The 15,090-nt window shown below is 53.8% G+C and carries 17 protein-coding genes; 3 read left to right on the top strand and 14 right to left on the bottom strand.

The window, feature by feature from the left end:
* Positions 1-91: 91 nt before the first annotated feature.
* The 9 genes from tuf to fkpA all read right to left on the bottom strand — a co-directional run bounded on the left by tuf (position 92) and on the right by fkpA (position 7,436).
* Positions 92-1,276, bottom strand: coding sequence for an elongation factor Tu (tuf, locus tag FOC35_RS10520; protein ID WP_115586309.1), 1,185 nt, complete (start codon positions 1,274-1,276; stop codon positions 92-94).
* A gap of 71 nt (positions 1,277-1,347) precedes the next feature.
* A complete protein-coding gene (gene fusA, locus FOC35_RS10515) occupies positions 1,348-3,462 on the bottom strand; it encodes an elongation factor G (RefSeq protein ID WP_154189066.1) in 2,115 nt (704 codons plus the stop codon).
* A 97-nt stretch (positions 3,463-3,559) separates the two neighbouring features.
* Positions 3,560-4,030 (bottom strand): 30S ribosomal protein S7, encoded by a 471-nt coding sequence (gene rpsG / locus FOC35_RS10510; protein WP_008457106.1) that lies wholly within the window; start codon positions 4,028-4,030, stop codon positions 3,560-3,562.
* A gap of 95 nt (positions 4,031-4,125) precedes the next feature.
* Positions 4,126-4,500, bottom strand: a complete 375-nt coding sequence (gene rpsL, locus FOC35_RS10505; RefSeq protein ID WP_003023654.1) for a 30S ribosomal protein S12 — start codon at positions 4,498-4,500, stop codon at positions 4,126-4,128.
* 124 nt (positions 4,501-4,624) lie between these two features.
* Positions 4,625-4,912: a sulfurtransferase complex subunit TusB gene (gene tusB / locus FOC35_RS10500; RefSeq protein ID WP_172568878.1), complete on the bottom strand. Its 288-nt coding sequence runs from the start codon at positions 4,910-4,912 to the stop codon at positions 4,625-4,627.
* A gap of 7 nt (positions 4,913-4,919) precedes the next feature.
* Positions 4,920-5,279 (bottom strand): sulfurtransferase complex subunit TusC, encoded by a 360-nt coding sequence (gene tusC / locus FOC35_RS10495; protein ID WP_016538474.1) that lies wholly within the window; start codon positions 5,277-5,279, stop codon positions 4,920-4,922.
* Positions 5,279-5,665, bottom strand: coding sequence for a sulfurtransferase complex subunit TusD (gene tusD, locus FOC35_RS10490; RefSeq protein ID WP_172568877.1), 387 nt, complete (start codon positions 5,663-5,665; stop codon positions 5,279-5,281). Before tusD ends, tusC begins: the two co-directional genes overlap by 1 nt.
* A complete protein-coding gene (locus FOC35_RS10485) occupies positions 5,665-6,393 on the bottom strand; it encodes a transcriptional regulator (RefSeq protein ID WP_016538476.1) in 729 nt (242 codons plus the stop codon). The genes tusD and FOC35_RS10485 overlap by 1 nt, the downstream gene beginning before the upstream one ends.
* A 209-nt stretch (positions 6,394-6,602) precedes the next feature.
* Entirely contained in the window at positions 6,603-7,436 is an 834-nt protein-coding gene (gene fkpA, locus FOC35_RS10480; RefSeq protein ID WP_172568876.1) for an FKBP-type peptidyl-prolyl cis-trans isomerase, read from the bottom strand.
* Between the two features lie 230 nt (positions 7,437-7,666).
* Between fkpA and FOC35_RS10475 the strand changes: the two genes are divergently transcribed.
* On the top strand, positions 7,667-7,885 hold the full coding sequence (locus tag FOC35_RS10475) for a protein SlyX (RefSeq protein WP_039898891.1): 219 nt from the start codon (positions 7,667-7,669) through the stop codon (positions 7,883-7,885).
* A 56-nt stretch (positions 7,886-7,941) separates the two neighbouring features.
* Here FOC35_RS10475 and slyD read toward each other — a convergent pair whose 3' ends face one another.
* The 4 genes from slyD to kefG form a co-directional block, all read right to left on the bottom strand.
* Entirely contained in the window at positions 7,942-8,526 is a 585-nt protein-coding gene (gene slyD, locus FOC35_RS10470; protein WP_039898893.1) for a peptidylprolyl isomerase, read from the bottom strand.
* A gap of 98 nt (positions 8,527-8,624) precedes the next feature.
* On the bottom strand, positions 8,625-8,825 hold the full coding sequence (locus tag FOC35_RS10465) for a YheV family putative zinc ribbon protein (protein ID WP_016538480.1): 201 nt from the start codon (positions 8,823-8,825) through the stop codon (positions 8,625-8,627).
* A gap of 155 nt (positions 8,826-8,980) precedes the next feature.
* Positions 8,981-10,786 (bottom strand): glutathione-regulated potassium-efflux system protein KefB, encoded by a 1,806-nt coding sequence (kefB, locus tag FOC35_RS10460; RefSeq protein WP_172568875.1) that lies wholly within the window; start codon positions 10,784-10,786, stop codon positions 8,981-8,983.
* Complete coding sequence (gene kefG, locus FOC35_RS10455; RefSeq protein ID WP_172570351.1) at positions 10,786-11,337, bottom strand: glutathione-regulated potassium-efflux system ancillary protein KefG; 552 nt, start codon at positions 11,335-11,337, stop codon at positions 10,786-10,788. The genes kefB and kefG overlap by 1 nt, the downstream gene beginning before the upstream one ends.
* A gap of 124 nt (positions 11,338-11,461) precedes the next feature.
* Here kefG and FOC35_RS10450 point away from each other — a divergent pair, with 124 nt between their 5' ends.
* Positions 11,462-13,366 carry an ABC transporter ATP-binding protein gene (locus FOC35_RS10450; RefSeq protein WP_172568874.1) on the top strand — a complete coding sequence of 635 codons (1,905 nt, stop codon included), beginning with the start codon at positions 11,462-11,464 and terminating at the stop codon, positions 13,364-13,366.
* A gap of 43 nt (positions 13,367-13,409) precedes the next feature.
* On the opposite strand, the gene FOC35_RS10445 is transcribed toward FOC35_RS10450, so the two are convergent.
* Positions 13,410-14,012, bottom strand: coding sequence for a LysE family translocator (locus FOC35_RS10445; RefSeq protein ID WP_016538485.1), 603 nt, complete (start codon positions 14,010-14,012; stop codon positions 13,410-13,412).
* Positions 14,013-14,073: 61 nt separating this feature from the next.
* Between FOC35_RS10445 and FOC35_RS10440 the strand changes: the two genes are divergently transcribed.
* Entirely contained in the window at positions 14,074-15,090 is a 1,017-nt protein-coding gene (locus FOC35_RS10440) for a hydrolase (protein WP_016538486.1), read from the top strand.

The following is a 15,090-nucleotide window of genomic DNA, read 5'->3' as shown; positions in this document are numbered from 1 at the left end:
GACGAACGGAGTTCAGGGGGATATTTAGAGCATAAAAAAGGGCATCCGAAGATGCCCTTTTCTTGCACATTGTGTCAAAGATTATCCGCGATTAAGCGATAACTTTAGCAACAACGCCCGCGCCAACAGTACGGCCGCCTTCACGGATTGCGAAACGCAGACCGTCATCCATCGCGATTGGGTGGATCAGGGTAACAACCATTTTGATGTTGTCGCCAGGCATTACCATCTCAACGCCTTCTGGCAGTTCGATGGTGCCGGTCACGTCAGTTGTACGGAAGTAGAACTGTGGACGGTAGCCTTTGAAGAACGGAGTATGACGGCCGCCTTCGTCTTTGGACAGGATGTACACTTCAGATTCGAACTTGGTGTGTGGCTTGATAGAGCCTGGCTTAGCCAGTACCTGACCACGTTCGATTTCTTCACGTTTGATACCACGCAGCAGAACACCAACGTTCTCACCAGCACGGCCTTCGTCCAGCAGTTTGCGGAACATTTCAACGCCGGTACAGGTAGATTTCGCAGTATCTTTGATACCAACGATTTCAACTTCTTCACCAACTTTGATGATACCGCGCTCTACACGACCGGTAACAACAGTACCACGGCCGGAGATGGAGAATACGTCTTCGATTGGCAGCAGGAACGGCTTATCGATAGCACGCTCTGGCTCAGGGATGTAAGAATCCAGGTAGCCAGCCAGCTCAACGATTTTAGCTTCCCACTCTGCTTCGCCTTCCAGCGCTTTCAGAGCAGAACCACGAACGATTGGAGTATCGTCGCCCGGGAAGTCGTACTGGGACAGAAGTTCACGAACTTCCATTTCTACCAGTTCCAGCAGCTCTTCGTCATCAACCATGTCGCATTTGTTCAGGAACACGATGATGTACGGAACGCCAACCTGACGACCCAGCAGGATGTGCTCACGGGTCTGTGGCATTGGGCCATCAGTCGCAGCAACAACCAGGATAGCGCCGTCCATCTGAGCAGCACCGGTGATCATGTTTTTAACGTAGTCGGCGTGCCCTGGGCAGTCAACGTGCGCGTAGTGGCGAGTCGGGGTGTCATATTCAACGTGGGAAGTGTTGATGGTGATACCACGAGCTTTTTCTTCTGGTGCGTTATCGATCTGGTCGAATGCACGAGCAGAACCACCGTAGGTTTTAGCCAGAACGGTAGTGATTGCAGCAGTCAGAGTGGTTTTACCGTGGTCAACGTGGCCGATAGTACCAACGTTGACGTGCGGTTTTTTACGTTCAAATTTTTCTTTAGACACGGCTATATTCCTTACTATTGTGCTCGCCCCTCGTGGAGAGAGCACGGGATCATTGTGTTAAAAGCGTTGGCTTATTTGCCACGAGCTTCGATTACGGCCTGAGCAACGTTGTTAGGTGCGTCATCATACTTCAGGAATTCCATGGAGTAAGATGCACGACCTTTGGTCAGAGAACGCAGCTGAGTTGCGTACCCGAACATTTCAGACAACGGAACTTCAGCATGAATCTGTACGCCAGTAGCGTTAGATTCCTGGCCTTTCAGCTGACCACGACGACGGCTAAGGTCACCGATAACGTCACCAGTGTTCTCTTCCGGAGTCTCAACTTCAACCTTCATGATAGGCTCAAGCAGAACTGGTTTAGCTTTCTTAAAGCCATCTTTGAAGGCAATAGAAGCGGCCAGTTTAAACGCCAGCTCGGAGGAGTCAACGTCGTGGTAAGAACCGAAGTGCAGACGCACGCCGAGATCGACTACCGGGTAGCCCGCCAGAGGACCAGATTTCAGCTGCTCCTGGATGCCTTTATCAACAGCAGGGATGTATTCGCCAGGAATCACACCACCTTTGATGTCGTTGATGAACTCGTAACCTTTAGGGTTAGAGCCCGGCTCCAGTGGGTACATGTCGATAACAACATGACCGTACTGACCACGACCACCAGACTGCTTGGCGTGTTTACCTTCGATATCGGTAACTTTCGCGCGAATCGCTTCACGGTAAGCAACCTGTGGTTTACCGACGTTCGCTTCAACGTTGAACTCACGCTTCATACGGTCAACGATGATGTCGAGGTGCAGCTCACCCATACCCGCGATGATGGTCTGGTTAGATTCTTCATCAGTCCATACGCGGAATGATGGGTCTTCTTTAGCCAGACGGCCCAGAGCCAGACCCATTTTTTCCTGGTCAGCTTTGGTTTTCGGCTCAACGGCGATGGAGATTACCGGTTCAGGGAATTCCATACGCTCCAGAATGATCACGTTGTCCGGATCACAGATGGTATCACCTGTGGTCACGTCTTTCAGGCCGATTGCCGCAGCAATGTCGCCCGCGCGAACTTCTTTGATCTCTTCACGTTTGTTAGCGTGCATCTGAACGATACGACCGAAACGCTCACGAGCCGATTTAACCGGGTTGTATACGGTATCACCGGAGTTAACCACGCCAGAGTACACGCGGAAGAACGTCAGGTTACCTACGAACGGGTCGGTAGCGATTTTGAATGCCAGAGCAGCAAATGGCTCTTCGTCGCTAGCGTGACGCTCAGATGGAGTGTCTTTGCCGTCGTCCAACATACCGTTGATAGCAGGTACGTCAGTTGGTGCTGGCAGGTAATCAATTACCGCATCCAGCATCGCCTGAACACCTTTGTTCTTAAATGCAGAACCACAGGTAACCAGGATGATTTCGTTGTTCAGAACGCGCTGACGCAGAGCAGTCTTGATTTCTTCCTCGGTCAGCTCTTCGCCGCCCAGGTATTTTTCCATCAGCTCTTCAGAAGCTTCTGCAGCGGACTCGATCAGGTTCTGGTGCCATTCGTCAGCCAGGTCCTGCATGTCAGCCGGGATATCTTCGTATTCGAAGGTAACGCCCTGATCTGCATCGTTCCAGTTGATGGCTTTCATTTTCACCAGGTCGATAACGCCGGTGAAACCTTCTTCAGCACCAATTGCCAGCTGAAGCGGAACAGGGTTCGCGCCCAGGCGGGATTTGATCTGGCCTACAACTTTCAGGAAGTTTGCACCCATACGGTCCATTTTGTTAACGAACGCGATGCGTGGAACTTTGTATTTGTTAGCCTGACGCCATACGGTTTCAGACTGTGGCTGAACACCACCAACTGCGCAGTAAACCATTACTGCACCGTCAAGAACACGCATGGAACGTTCAACTTCGATGGTGAAGTCAACGTGCCCTGGGGTGTCGATGATGTTTACGCGGTGCGGTTCATACTGCTTGGCCATACCAGACCAGAATGCAGTAGTTGCAGCGGAGGTAATGGTAATACCACGCTCCTGCTCCTGCTCCATCCAGTCCATGGTTGCAGCGCCGTCATGAACTTCACCGATTTTGTGGTTTACACCGGTGTAGAACAGAATACGTTCGGTAGTAGTGGTTTTACCGGCGTCGATGTGTGCACTGATACCGATGTTGCGGTAGCGTGCAATGGGTGTTGTACGAGCCATTTGATTCCTCTATATCCTGGGACGTTCAAGTTAAGTAACCCAAAGCGGGCAGCTCACATGAAGCACCCGCTCTGGGACTAACACTACGAAGGATTTGTTACCAACGGTAGTGAGCGAACGCCTTGTTGGCTTCTGCCATACGGTGAACGTCTTCACGTTTCTTAACTGCAGTACCTTTGTTTTCTGCAGCATCAGACAGTTCATTCGCCAGGCGCAGAGCCATGGATTTATCACCGCGTTTACGAGCAGCTTCTACGATCCAACGCATTGCCAGGGCATTACGACGAACCGGACGAACTTCAACTGGAACCTGATAAGTAGAACCACCAACGCGGCGGGACTTAACTTCGACGGTCGGACGGACGTTGTCCAGAGCGACTTCGAATGCTTCCAGCTCGTTTTTACCAGAACGCTGAGCCAGGGTTTCCAGCGCGGTATAAACGATAGATTCTGCGGTAGATTTCTTACCATCTACCATCAGGATATTTACAAATTTGGCCAGCAGTTCTGATCCGAACTTAGGATCCGGCAGAATTTTACGCTGACCAATGACGCGACGACGTGGCATGGGAATACTCCGTTGTTAATTCAGGATTGTCCAAAACTCAAAGAGTTTATTTTGACATTTATTTAAAACGTTTGGCCTTACTTAACGGAGAACCATTAAGCCTTAGGACGCTTCACGCCATACTTGGAGCGAGATTGCTTACGGTCTTTAACGCCGGAGCAGTCAAGCGCACCACGAACGGTGTGGTAACGAACACCTGGCAAGTCTTTTACACGACCACCACGGATCAGGATCACGGAGTGTTCCTGCAGGTTGTGACCTTCACCGCCGATGTAGGAGGTGACTTCAAAACCGTTAGTCAAACGCACACGGCAAACTTTACGCAGTGCGGAGTTTGGTTTCTTAGGAGTGGTGGTATATACACGGGTACATACACCACGTTTCTGCGGGCAAGCTTCCAGCGCAGGCACGTTGCTTTTTGCAACTTTGCGCGCGCGTGGTTTGCGAACCAGCTGGTTAACTGTTGCCATTAAATAGCTCCTGGTTTTAGCTTTTGCTTCGTAAACACGTAATAAAACGGCCTCATATAATATGAGGACGCAGAATTTTAGGGCTGAGCCGAAAAGGTGTCAAGAAATATACAACAATCTGCCATCACCAGGCGAACTGCTGGTCGTGTTTTACCGCTAATCTGACGAAATCAGTATAGCTGACACACTCAACTTTGGATGAAATTTGAGCAATCAGGCCACGAGCCTCGATATCTTCCTGCAGAGCGCTTACAGAGATGGGGGCGCAAAGCAGTAATTCAAGCGCTCTGCTGTTACCGAGCGCGGCAATCACGCCGTCCTCAATCAGCAACAGGTCATCTCCGGGCTGCATAAAGCGCAATATTTCAGCTAGATCGCACTGAAACGGCGAGTGACGTAGGGTATGGAGCATGGGCGCCTCAGAAAGTTAATACCACATCGAACTGGTTCAGCTTTTCGCGCAAAACATCGGACGCCAGCGGTTCAGCTTCGATAACCCACGGCGACTCGGTCGACAAGCCGCGCTCGCACAGAGAGTCTGCGCACAGAAAGCATTGCTCGATATCGTAAAGCGGCAGAACACGGAAAGTAGCAATGTAATCCCGCCCCAGCACCTTCGCAGGCTGCTGGCCCGGCAACAGTTGCAAAACGCCATCGCCGATAAAGAACACGCCGATATCCTCCGAAAGCGCGGAGGTAGCCAGCAGCGCATCTAAACCTTCACGACCGGCCGTACTGCCGTGCGGCGCCGTGCGAAAAACAAATGCGACACGCTTCATCAGAATTGCACCATTCTTTCGCAGGTGAGCGCGGCTTCCGCCAGCGCGCCGAGGCCGCTCAGCGTAAAACCGGGCTGAAGATTATTACCGCTTAGCCCCAGCGACTTCGCCTGCTCTTCATCCGTCACTCCGCGGCGCAGCGCCGCCGCAACACAGATATGCAGCGCTACGCCATGCTGCAGGTTCAGCGCCTGCCACTCGCGCACCAGGTCAACTTCATCGCTGGCCGGAGAAGTTAGCTGGTTCGCGTTATAAATACCTTCGCGATAGAAAAAAATACTCTCCAGCGTATGCCCTTCCGCCAACAGCGCACGGGCAAACAGCAGCGCGCTGCTCGCCTGCTGCGTACCGTAAGCGGGGCCGGTAACCATTAACGCAAACCGCATTACTTGTCCTGGCCGAGGAAATCGCCATTTTTGAACTGACGAATGTAGAGATAAACCGTGTGCTTGGAGATGTTCAGGCGATCTGCCACCTGGTTAATTGCATCTTTGATATCGAAGATGCCCTTCTCGTACAGATTCAGAACTATCTGGCGATTTTTCGCGTTATTTGACACGTTGCGATCGGCGTTCACTTCTTCAATAGTGAACTCAAGGGTTTGCATCACAAGGTCTTCAACGGAAGAGGCGAAGTTAACCGAAGACGGCACTTCCTGGTCCTGAGTCTCAGGCGGAATGAAGGTCGACATAATCTGGGAGAACGGAACATCGAGGTTCATGTTGATACACAGCAGGCCAATCACGCGCTGGTCACGGTTGCGGATAGCAATCGTCACCGACTTCATCAGCACTCCGCTTTTGGCGCGGGTAAAGTAACATCTGGACACGCTGCTGTCGGCGCCGGTCATATCGTGCAGCATACGCAGCGCCAGGTCGGTAATCGGCGAGCCGATTTTTCGCCCGGTATGCTCACCGTTGGCAATACGAATTGCCGAGCATTTCAGATCCTGCAGAGAATGCAGAACGATTTCGCAATGTGAACCAATCAGCATCGCTAACCCGTCCACCACCGCTTCATAGGATTTTAAGATTTCGAAGTCGGTTTGCTCAAAAGGACGCTGGTCCAGTAAATCGAGTTCACTGGTTTCGTTGGTTAAAAGCGAATTGGACATGTAAAAATACCACCCTCTAATGAGAGCCTGTCGCGCTTTATTGGTGTCAGGGCAGACTCATACTCGGTTGAAACGCTGCCCGCTAAGGTAATACAACGTCAGACGTGCTTTCCAGTCTTTATTCTAGCCTGGATGGGTCAGATGGCCGAAGTGGGAGCCTGAAAACAAAACCGCCGCCCCGGAGGGCGGCGGTGGAGACGGTCAGCAAATTATTTGCTTTTTGCTGCGTCGCCGGCTTTGGCGGCCGCTGCTGCATCAGGCTTAGCGTCAGCTTTTGGTGCCTGTTTGATGTCCAGCAGTTCAACTTCGAACACCAGCGTAGAGTTAGCCGGAATGCCCGGAACGCCGGTTTTACCGTAAGCCAGCTCCGGTGGGATAACCAGCTCGATTTTGCCACCTTTCTTGATGTTTTTCAGGCCTTCGGTCCAGCCAGGGATAACACCGTCAAGACGGAAGGAAAGCGGCTCGCCGCGGGTATAGGAGTTGTCGAACTCTTTACCGTCGATAAGCGTACCTTTGTAGTTTACTACCACGGTATCGGTATCTTTCGGCGCATCGCCGGTGCCTTCTTTCTCTACTTTGTACAGCAGGCCGGTAGAAGAGGTTTTCACGCCTTTCTGTTTAGCGAAAGTGTCGCGGTAGGCTTTGCCTTTGTCCGCATTTTCTTTAGCGTCTTTTTCCATCTTCTCCTGAGCGGAGGCTTTTACGCGGGTTTCAAACGCCTGCAGGGTTTTCTCAATTTCCTGGTCAGAGAGTTTGCTCTTGTCGGCAAACGCGTCCTGCACGCCTGCGATCAGCTGAGCTTTATCCAGGGTGATGCCCAGTTTTTCCTGCTCTTTAAGGGAGTTTTCCATGTAACGGCCAAGCGATGCGCCCAGTGCGTAGGCTGCTTTCTGGTCATCGTTCTTAAAGGCGGCTTTGCTGTCGGCCTGAGCGGCGGCAGGAGCGGCATCCTTTGCGGCAGCCGGAGCAGCAAACGCAGGAGCATTAAGGACAACGGCCATCGTGGTCGCCAGAAGCGTTACTTTAAATAATGATTTCATCCATTTCTCCAGGGCCGGGGCCTCTCACCCCAGGGTTTCAAATAAACTAAGTGACGTACTATAACGTCGTGAAAGAAATCTACACAATCTCTCAGTACGTTATCGAGTCAAATTCAGATTCTTTTTGTTTAAAGAAGTTTCCTTCCGCGTGCATCTGCGCTGTAAAGCTGAGTCATTTTCAGTAAAATCGCCGCATCTTGTCCATCGAGCAGGCAGAAAGAGGAATCGCCATGCACACTAAATCCACCGAACAGCGGCTGGAAGAGCTCGAAAGTCGTCTCGCGTTTCAGGAGATAACGATTGAAGAGTTGAACCAGACCGTCACGGCGCACGAACTTGAGATGGCCAAACTACGCGAGCATTTCCGTCTGCTGGTTGAAAAGCTAAAGGCCAGCCAGCCGTCAATGGTTGCTTCTGAGGCGGAAGAAACGCCGCCGCCGCATTACTGAATTGCGGGCATAAAAAAAGCGGTGATTGGCATCACCGCTTTTTTCTTTTGCTGCAATTAGTGGCAGCCGCACCCGCCGTTACCGCAACCACCTTTACCGTGCTCATGGTCATGGTCGTGATCGTGGCCGTGACCGCCGCAGCAGCCGTCGTGATCGTGGTCATGGTGATGGTCGTGTTCGCCGTGAACGTGGCCGTGAGCCAGCTCTTCTTCGGTCGCTTCGCGGATCGCCACAACTTCAACGTTGAATTTCAGGTTCTGACCAGCCAGCATGTGGTTACCGTCAACCACTACATGCTCGTCTTCCACTTCGGTGATTTCTACCGGCACCGGGCCCTGATCGGTTTCCGCCATGAAGCGCATACCAACTTGCAGTTCGTCAACGCCCATGAAGACGTCTTTCGGTACGCGCTGCACCAGGTTTTCGTCATACTGGCCGTAAGCGTCGTTTGCGCCCACTTCAACGTCAAATTTGTCGCCAACTTCGTGACCGTCCAGCGCTGTTTCCAGGCCAGAAATCAGGGAGCCGTGGCCGTGCAGGTAGTCCAGCGGCGCGCTCACCGGAGACTCATCGACCAACACACCGTCTTCTGTACGTACCTGATAAGCCAGGCTGACCACCAGGTCTTTTGCTACTTTCATGATATCTCCTGAACGAGCGTGGGGAAAAAACTGGCGCAGATTGTAACGGAAATCTGCGCCGCTGTACCCTCTAGCTTAAAAAAAGCTGCCTCATCCCGCTAGTCAGGATGAAAAATCCCTATCACTTGTTCCTGTTCGCGAACGTGCTCGCGAACCTGCTTATCCGCCTCGCGCATCTGGTGGCCGCACTTAACACATTCAACGATATCAACATTGTTCTCGCGCCACAGGGCGAGAGAATCCTTAGCCTGGCACTTGGGGCAAACTGCTCCGGCAATAAAACGTTTACGCACTGACATTGGCTTCACCTGATGTTCTGAAAAAGAGGGAAAAAGCGTGGTTTTTCCCTCTTTTTGGTTATCTGGCGAAAATCAATAAATTGATTTTCCTGGTTTATTTCTTGCTTCCGCCGATCAAATCTCTATCGTAGGTATTTCTTCAACGGGCTGGCTTACTATTCAAATTCATCCCAGCCGTCCAGCTGGCGCCGTTCTTGCTGCATTTCTCGCTCAAAAATCTCCTCCAGTTCGCGGCGGGCTTCACGCACCCTGGAAATCTGCGCAGTGTCGGTATGGATGGGCATCAGCTCGCGCAGCATGCGCATATCCAGACGGCGGAAGTGCAGCTGAGCACGGTGCGCCTGATGCGGATGCATACCCAGAGTTAACAGCGCCTTACGCCCAAGTTCAAGGGCGCTGGAGAAGGTTTCACGCGAGAACAGTTTAACCCCGGCCTGGAGCAATTCGTGCGCCTCAACGCGCCCGCGAGCGCGGGCCAGAATGGCCAGATGTGGAAAGTGCTGTTGACAGAGATGCACAATCCGCATCGTATCTTCCGGCTCGTTACAGGTGATGACGATGGATTTTGCCGCCTCTGCGCCAGCCGAACGCAGCAGTTCCAGCTCAGTCGCGTCGCCGTAATAGACTTTATAGCCGTATTTGCGCATCAGGCTTACCGCACTTATGTCGCGTTCCAGCACCGTAATGCGCATTTTATTGGCCATCAGCAAACGGCCAATAACCTGCCCGAAACGCCCGAAACCAACAATAATGACCTGCGGCTGATCGTCTTCCACATAAGGGGCTTCATCCGTCTCTTCGCCGCTATTAAAGCGCCGGGCCAGAATGGCATCCACGCCTTTCATCAACAGCGGCGTGGTCATCATCGACAGCGTAACAGTCACCAGCAGGAGCGGCATTTGCTCGCCCTGAAAAAGCTTTTGCGAGGCCGCGGCGGAAAACAGCACGAAGGCAAACTCCCCGCCCTGGCTCAGCACGCCAGCAAACTGGAGCCGCTCAGAGCTACGCAGGCCGTAGACGCGTGACAGGCCGTACAAAATGGAAGCCTTCACCGCCACCAGCCCCAGCACGCTAACCGCTATCCACAGCAGATGGGTAAACAACACGCCAAGATTCAGGGCCATGCCCACCGAGATAAAGAACAGTCCCAGCAGCAGCCCTTTAAAGGGATCGATAGCGATTTCGAGCTCGTGGCGATACTCGCTTTCCGCCAGTAGTACGCCAGCCAGAAACGTCCCCAGAGCCATTGAGAAACCGAGCGCGTCCATAAATAGCGCCGAGCCAAGCACCAATAACAGCGACGCGGCGGTAAACACTTCGCGCACGCCGGAGCTAGCGATAAAGCGAAACACCGGGCGCAGCAGGTAACGTCCGCCGAGCAACATGCCGATAAACGCCAGCGCCTTGAGCCCGACTTTAATCCAGTCGGTATGATTATCGCCATTTCCCGCCAGCAAAGGCACCAACGCCAGCGCCGGAATAACCGCGAGATCCTGGAATAACAACACCGAAAAACCCAGCTGCCCGGACTCATTGCGGTTCATGCCCTTGTCGCGCATCAGCTGCAGCGCCATTGCCGTAGAGGACATAGCGAGACCAATCCCGCCGATGACCGCCGCCTGCCAGGAGAAATCCGTCAGCATCAGCAGGCCGCCCAGCACCACGGCACTTAAAATAACCTGTGCCGCGCCGACGCCGAATATCGAACGCCTGAGCTGCCACAGCTTAGAGGGATTCAGTTCAAGGCCGATGATAAACATCAGAAACACAACGCCAAGCTCGGAGAAGTGCAGGATTTCATCGACGTCGCTGATAAAACCCAGGCCCCATGGGCCAATCGCTATCCCGGCCAGCAAATAGCCCAGCACCGCGCCAATGCCGAGGCGGGCCGCAATCGGCACCGCCACCACCGCCGCAAACAGAAACAGCACGCCGGCTAACAATAAATCAGAACCTTCCATTAGCGGCCTCCCATCGGCAGCGGATTCGCCAGCCATTCGCCATAGGCTTTTGCATGGTTTTCCAGCTCCTGCTTAGACTGGCGGCGAGCCCAGTAAACGACGATAGGCGTCATCCAGTGCATTTTGCACATCGCGGCAGTCAGCTCAAAAGGGCGCAAAATTTCAGTCAGCGGAAAGCGGTTATAGCCATCGTAGCGGTAGGCACCTTCCGGCTCACCGGTCGTTATCACGCTGCGCCAGTACTTTCCCGCCAGCGCATTGCCCCCCACTCCGCTGGCAAAATCGCGGCTCAGAACGCGATCCATCCACTCTTTCAGTAACGCAGGGCAACTATAGGTGTAGAGAGGGTGTTGAAAAACAATGACATCGTGCTCCAGCAGCAATGACTGTTCGTGATAAATGTCGATAAAAAAATCGGGATAGTGCGCGTAAAGATCGTGCACGGTAACATTTGCAAGCTGCAGAGCCGGTTTGAGCAAAACCCGGTTGGCAACCGAGTCCTGGGATTCCGGATGGGTATATAGCAGCAAAACTTTCGGCGGCTGCGACATCATTACCCTCCAGGGCGTCGTCATAGTCATTATTTTGGGCTACCATGCAGCCCGACCTGTTGCCGAGGCGACATGTTAACGAATTACAATGACAATTTAACATACTCTGAACATACGGCGCTTTATGATTGTTTTCTCCTCGTTACAAATTCGTCGCGGCACCCGCGTTCTGCTGGATAACGCCACCGCCACCATCAACCCAGGGCAGAAAGTCGGCCTGGTGGGTAAAAACGGCTGCGGAAAATCCACGCTGCTGGCGTTATTAAAAAACGAGATAAGCGCCGACGGCGGTAGCGCAAGCTTCCCCGGCAACTGGCAGCTCGCCTGGGTTAACCAGGAAACGCCCGCTCTTGCCATGCCCGCCATTGAGTATGTCATCGACGGCGACCGTGAATTCCGCAAGCTGGAAGCCGAGCTGGCGCAGGCCAACGAGCGCAACGACGGCCACGCCATAGCGCTGGTTCACGGCAAGCTGGATGCGGTAGATGCGTGGACTATTCGCTCCCGCGCCTCCAGCCTGCTGCACGGCCTGGGCTTCAGCAATGAGCAGTTGGAACGCCCGGTCAGCGACTTTTCGGGCGGCTGGCGCATGCGCCTTAACCTGGCCCAGGCGCTGATTTGCCGCTCTGACCTGCTGCTGCTCGATGAACCAACCAACCACCTCGACTTAGACGCGGTAATCTGGCTCGAGCGCTGGCTGAAGAGCTACCAGGGCACGCTGATCCTTATCTCCCACGACCGCGATTTCCTTGACCCGGTGGTGGACAAAATTATCCATATCGAACAGCAGAGCATGTTCGAGTACACCGGCAACTACTCTTCGTTCGAGATCCAGCGCGCCACGCGCCTGTCTCAGCAGCAGTCGATGTATGAAAGCCAGCAGTTGAAGGTTGCGCACCTGCAAAGCTTTATCGACCGCTTTAAAGCTAAAGCGTCCAAGGCCAAGCAGGCTCAAAGCCGCGTGAAAATGCTGGAACGCATGGAGCTGATTGCCCCTGCGCACGTCGATAACCCGTTCCAGTTTAGCTTCCGCGCCCCGGAGAACCTGCCGAACCCGCTGTTGAGAATGGAAAAAGTGAGCGCCGGTTACGGCGAGCGCATTATCCTCAACTCGATAAAGCTCAACCTGGTGCCCGGCTCTCGTATCGGCCTTCTCGGCCGTAACGGCGCGGGGAAATCTACGCTTATCAAGCTGCTGGCCGGTGAGCTTGAGCCATTGCAGGGTGAAATTGGCCTGGCGAAGGGCATCAAGCTTGGCTACTTCGCCCAGCACCAGCTTGAGTATCTGCGGGCCGACGAATCACCGCTTCAGCACCTTGCTCGCCTGGCTCCTCGCGAGCTGGAGCAGCAACTGCGCGACTACCTTGGCGGCTTTGGCTTCCAGGGCGACAAAGTTACCGAGGTGACGGCACGTTTTTCCGGCGGCGAAAAAGCGCGTCTGGTACTGGCTCTGGTTGTCTGGCAGCGCCCTAACCTGCTGCTGCTCGATGAACCGACTAACCACCTCGACCTCGATATGCGTCAGGCGCTGACCGAAGCGCTGATCGACTTCGAAGGCGCTCTGGTTGTGGTTTCGCACGACCGCCACCTGCTGCGCTCCACCACCGATGACCTCTATCTGGTTCACGATGGTAAAGTTGAAGCCTTCGACGGCGACCTGGAAGATTATCAGCAATGGCTGAGCGACCTGCAAAAACAGGAAAATCAGCCTGCGGACGCGGCAAAAGACAACGCCAACAGCGCTCAGGCGCGTAAAGATCAGAAGCGCCGCGAGGCAGAGCTTCGCACCCAGACCCAGCCGCTGCGCAAGCAAATTACCCAGCTAGAAAAACAGATGGAAAAGCTCAACGCCCAGCTTGCTGAGGTAGAAGAGAAACTGGCGGACAGCGCGATTTACGAGCAAAGCCGCAAAGCTGAAATGAACGACTGTTTGCAAACGCAGGCAAAAGTGAAATCGGCGCTGGAAGAGTGCGAGATGGAATGGCTGGATGCTCAGGAACAGCTCGAGCAGATGCTACAGGGCGAGTAACAGTTAAGATTAACCCTCTCCCGGCGGGAGAGGGTTAGCAGCATCAACGCCAGATAAGCAGCACGCAGGCGGCGGTTAATACGCCCATGCTGACGTTGAAAATAGCCCAGGAGCGGCGGCTGCGCAGGAACAGGCCTATCAAGCTGCCAAAGGCAATCCAGATAACGCCTGCGACGATGTTCACCAGCGCAATGCCGACGCTTATCATCGCCACCGAATGCAGGTAAGCAGCACCGGCAAGGCTAAAACTGGCGACCGCACCGAGCGCCATTAACCAGGCCTTGGGGTTGATAACCTGCAACAGCCCGCCCTGCCAGAACGGCACAGGAGCAGGCGGCGCGGCACCGGTTTCCAGGCGCTCATATTTTGCGGTGCCGATTTTCCAGGCCAGCCACAAAAGGTAAACGCTCCCTGCAATCTTAAGGATAAGGTGCAAAGCCGGATACAGCAGGATCAAACTGCCGACCCCAAAGGCAACCAGCACTAAAATGCACTGCATGCCCAGCATAATGCCTATCATCAGCGGCAGACTGCGGAAGAAACCGTAATTCGCCCCGGATGCGGTAAGTAACGTATTATTAGGGCCAGGTGTAATAGCGGCGACCCAGAGAAAGCCCAGCATCGAAAGAAAAAGCGTTGAGTCCATTAAGTGGGCGCTCCACACCCGATAGAATAATTAGCGAACTAAACGAAACTAACAGTGTGATATGGCCAGTACAAGCCCTTTAGAATTGAATATTCATCATGATGAAGGTGACGATTTCCGCCCTATGCGCGGGCTGAGTAACCCGCATCTGCAAACCATGATCCCACGTTTGATTCGCAGACGGATCAATTTCAAACCCCACTGGCAGCGTCTGGACATGCCGGACGGGGATTTTGTCGATCTCGCGTGGAGCGAAGACCCGCAGGCAGCCGCACACAAGCCGCGCCTGGTGGTGTTTCACGGACTGGAGGGAAGCCTGCACAGTCCTTATGCCCACGGCATGATTGAGGCCGCTAAAAAACGCGGCTGGTTAGGCGTAGTGATGCATTTTCGCGGCTGTAGCGGCGTACCTAACCGCAAAGAACGCATCTATCATTCCGGCGAAACCGAAGATGGCAGCTACTTCCTGGACTGGCTGAATCAGCGCTATGGTGAAGTGCCGACCGCGGCGGTAGGTTTCTCGCTCGGCGGCAATATGCTCGCCTGCCTGATGGCTAAACAGGGGGCGGCCTGCACGCTTAAAGCGGGCGTAGTGGTTTCCGCCCCGCTGATGCTCGAGCAGTGCTGCTACCACATGGAGCAAGGCTTCTCGCGCTTCTATCAGCACTATCTGTTGAACCTGCTGAAGAAGAACGCGGCGCGCAAGCTGAAAAGCTACCCTGGCTCACTGCCTATTGACCTGCGTAAGCTAAAAAGCCTGCGCCGGATACGCGAATTTGATGATTTAATTACCTCAAAGATCCACGGTTTTGCCGACGCGCTGGACTATTACCGCCAGTGTAGCGCCATGCCGCTTCTGCCGGACATCGCCAGCCCGACCCTCATTATTCACGCCAAAGACGATCCCTTTATGGATCATCACGTCATCCCCGACCGCGAATCGCTACCGGCAAACATCCAATACCAGCTCACCACCTACGGCGGCCACGTTGGCTTTGTCGGCGGCACGCTGCTGCGCCCGCAAATGTGGCTGGAACAGCGTATTCCCGACTGGCTAACCCGCTACCTGGACAACTGA

Origin of the sequence: Cedecea sp. FDAARGOS_727, from assembly GCF_012273235.1 — a bacterium.
In the GTDB taxonomy this organism is placed as follows: domain Bacteria; phylum Pseudomonadota; class Gammaproteobacteria; order Enterobacterales; family Enterobacteriaceae; genus Cedecea; species Cedecea davisae.
This window is presented reverse-complemented; position numbering and strand designations above follow the sequence as displayed.

Coding starts and splice junctions, on each gene's coding strand:
- fusA (WP_154189066.1), bottom strand. CDS start 3,462: ATGGCTCGTACAACACCCATTGCACGCTACCGCAACATCGGTATCAGT.
- rpsG (WP_008457106.1), bottom strand. CDS start 4,030: ATGCCACGTCGTCGCGTCATTGGTCAGCGTAAAATTCTGCCGGATCCT.
- rpsL (WP_003023654.1), bottom strand. CDS start 4,500: ATGGCAACAGTTAACCAGCTGGTTCGCAAACCACGCGCGCGCAAAGTT.
- tusB (WP_172568878.1), bottom strand. CDS start 4,912: ATGCTCCATACCCTACGTCACTCGCCGTTTCAGTGCGATCTAGCTGAA.
- tusC (WP_016538474.1), bottom strand. CDS start 5,279: ATGAAGCGTGTCGCATTTGTTTTTCGCACGGCGCCGCACGGCAGTACG.
- tusD (WP_172568877.1), bottom strand. CDS start 5,665: ATGCGGTTTGCGTTAATGGTTACCGGCCCCGCTTACGGTACGCAGCAG.
- FOC35_RS10485 (WP_016538476.1), bottom strand. CDS start 6,393: ATGTCCAATTCGCTTTTAACCAACGAAACCAGTGAACTCGATTTACTG.
- fkpA (WP_172568876.1), bottom strand. CDS start 7,436: ATGAAATCATTATTTAAAGTAACGCTTCTGGCGACCACGATGGCCGTT.
- FOC35_RS10475 (WP_039898891.1), top strand. CDS start 7,667: ATGCACACTAAATCCACCGAACAGCGGCTGGAAGAGCTCGAAAGTCGT.
- slyD (WP_039898893.1), bottom strand. CDS start 8,526: ATGAAAGTAGCAAAAGACCTGGTGGTCAGCCTGGCTTATCAGGTACGT.
- FOC35_RS10465 (WP_016538480.1), bottom strand. CDS start 8,825: ATGTCAGTGCGTAAACGTTTTATTGCCGGAGCAGTTTGCCCCAAGTGC.
- kefB (WP_172568875.1), bottom strand. CDS start 10,786: ATGGAAGGTTCTGATTTATTGTTAGCCGGCGTGCTGTTTCTGTTTGCG.
- kefG (WP_172570351.1), bottom strand. CDS start 11,337: ATGTCGCAGCCGCCGAAAGTTTTGCTGCTATATACCCATCCGGAATCC.
- FOC35_RS10450 (WP_172568874.1), top strand. CDS start 11,462: ATGATTGTTTTCTCCTCGTTACAAATTCGTCGCGGCACCCGCGTTCTG.
- FOC35_RS10445 (WP_016538485.1), bottom strand. CDS start 14,012: ATGGACTCAACGCTTTTTCTTTCGATGCTGGGCTTTCTCTGGGTCGCC.
- FOC35_RS10440 (WP_016538486.1), top strand. CDS start 14,074: ATGGCCAGTACAAGCCCTTTAGAATTGAATATTCATCATGATGAAGGT.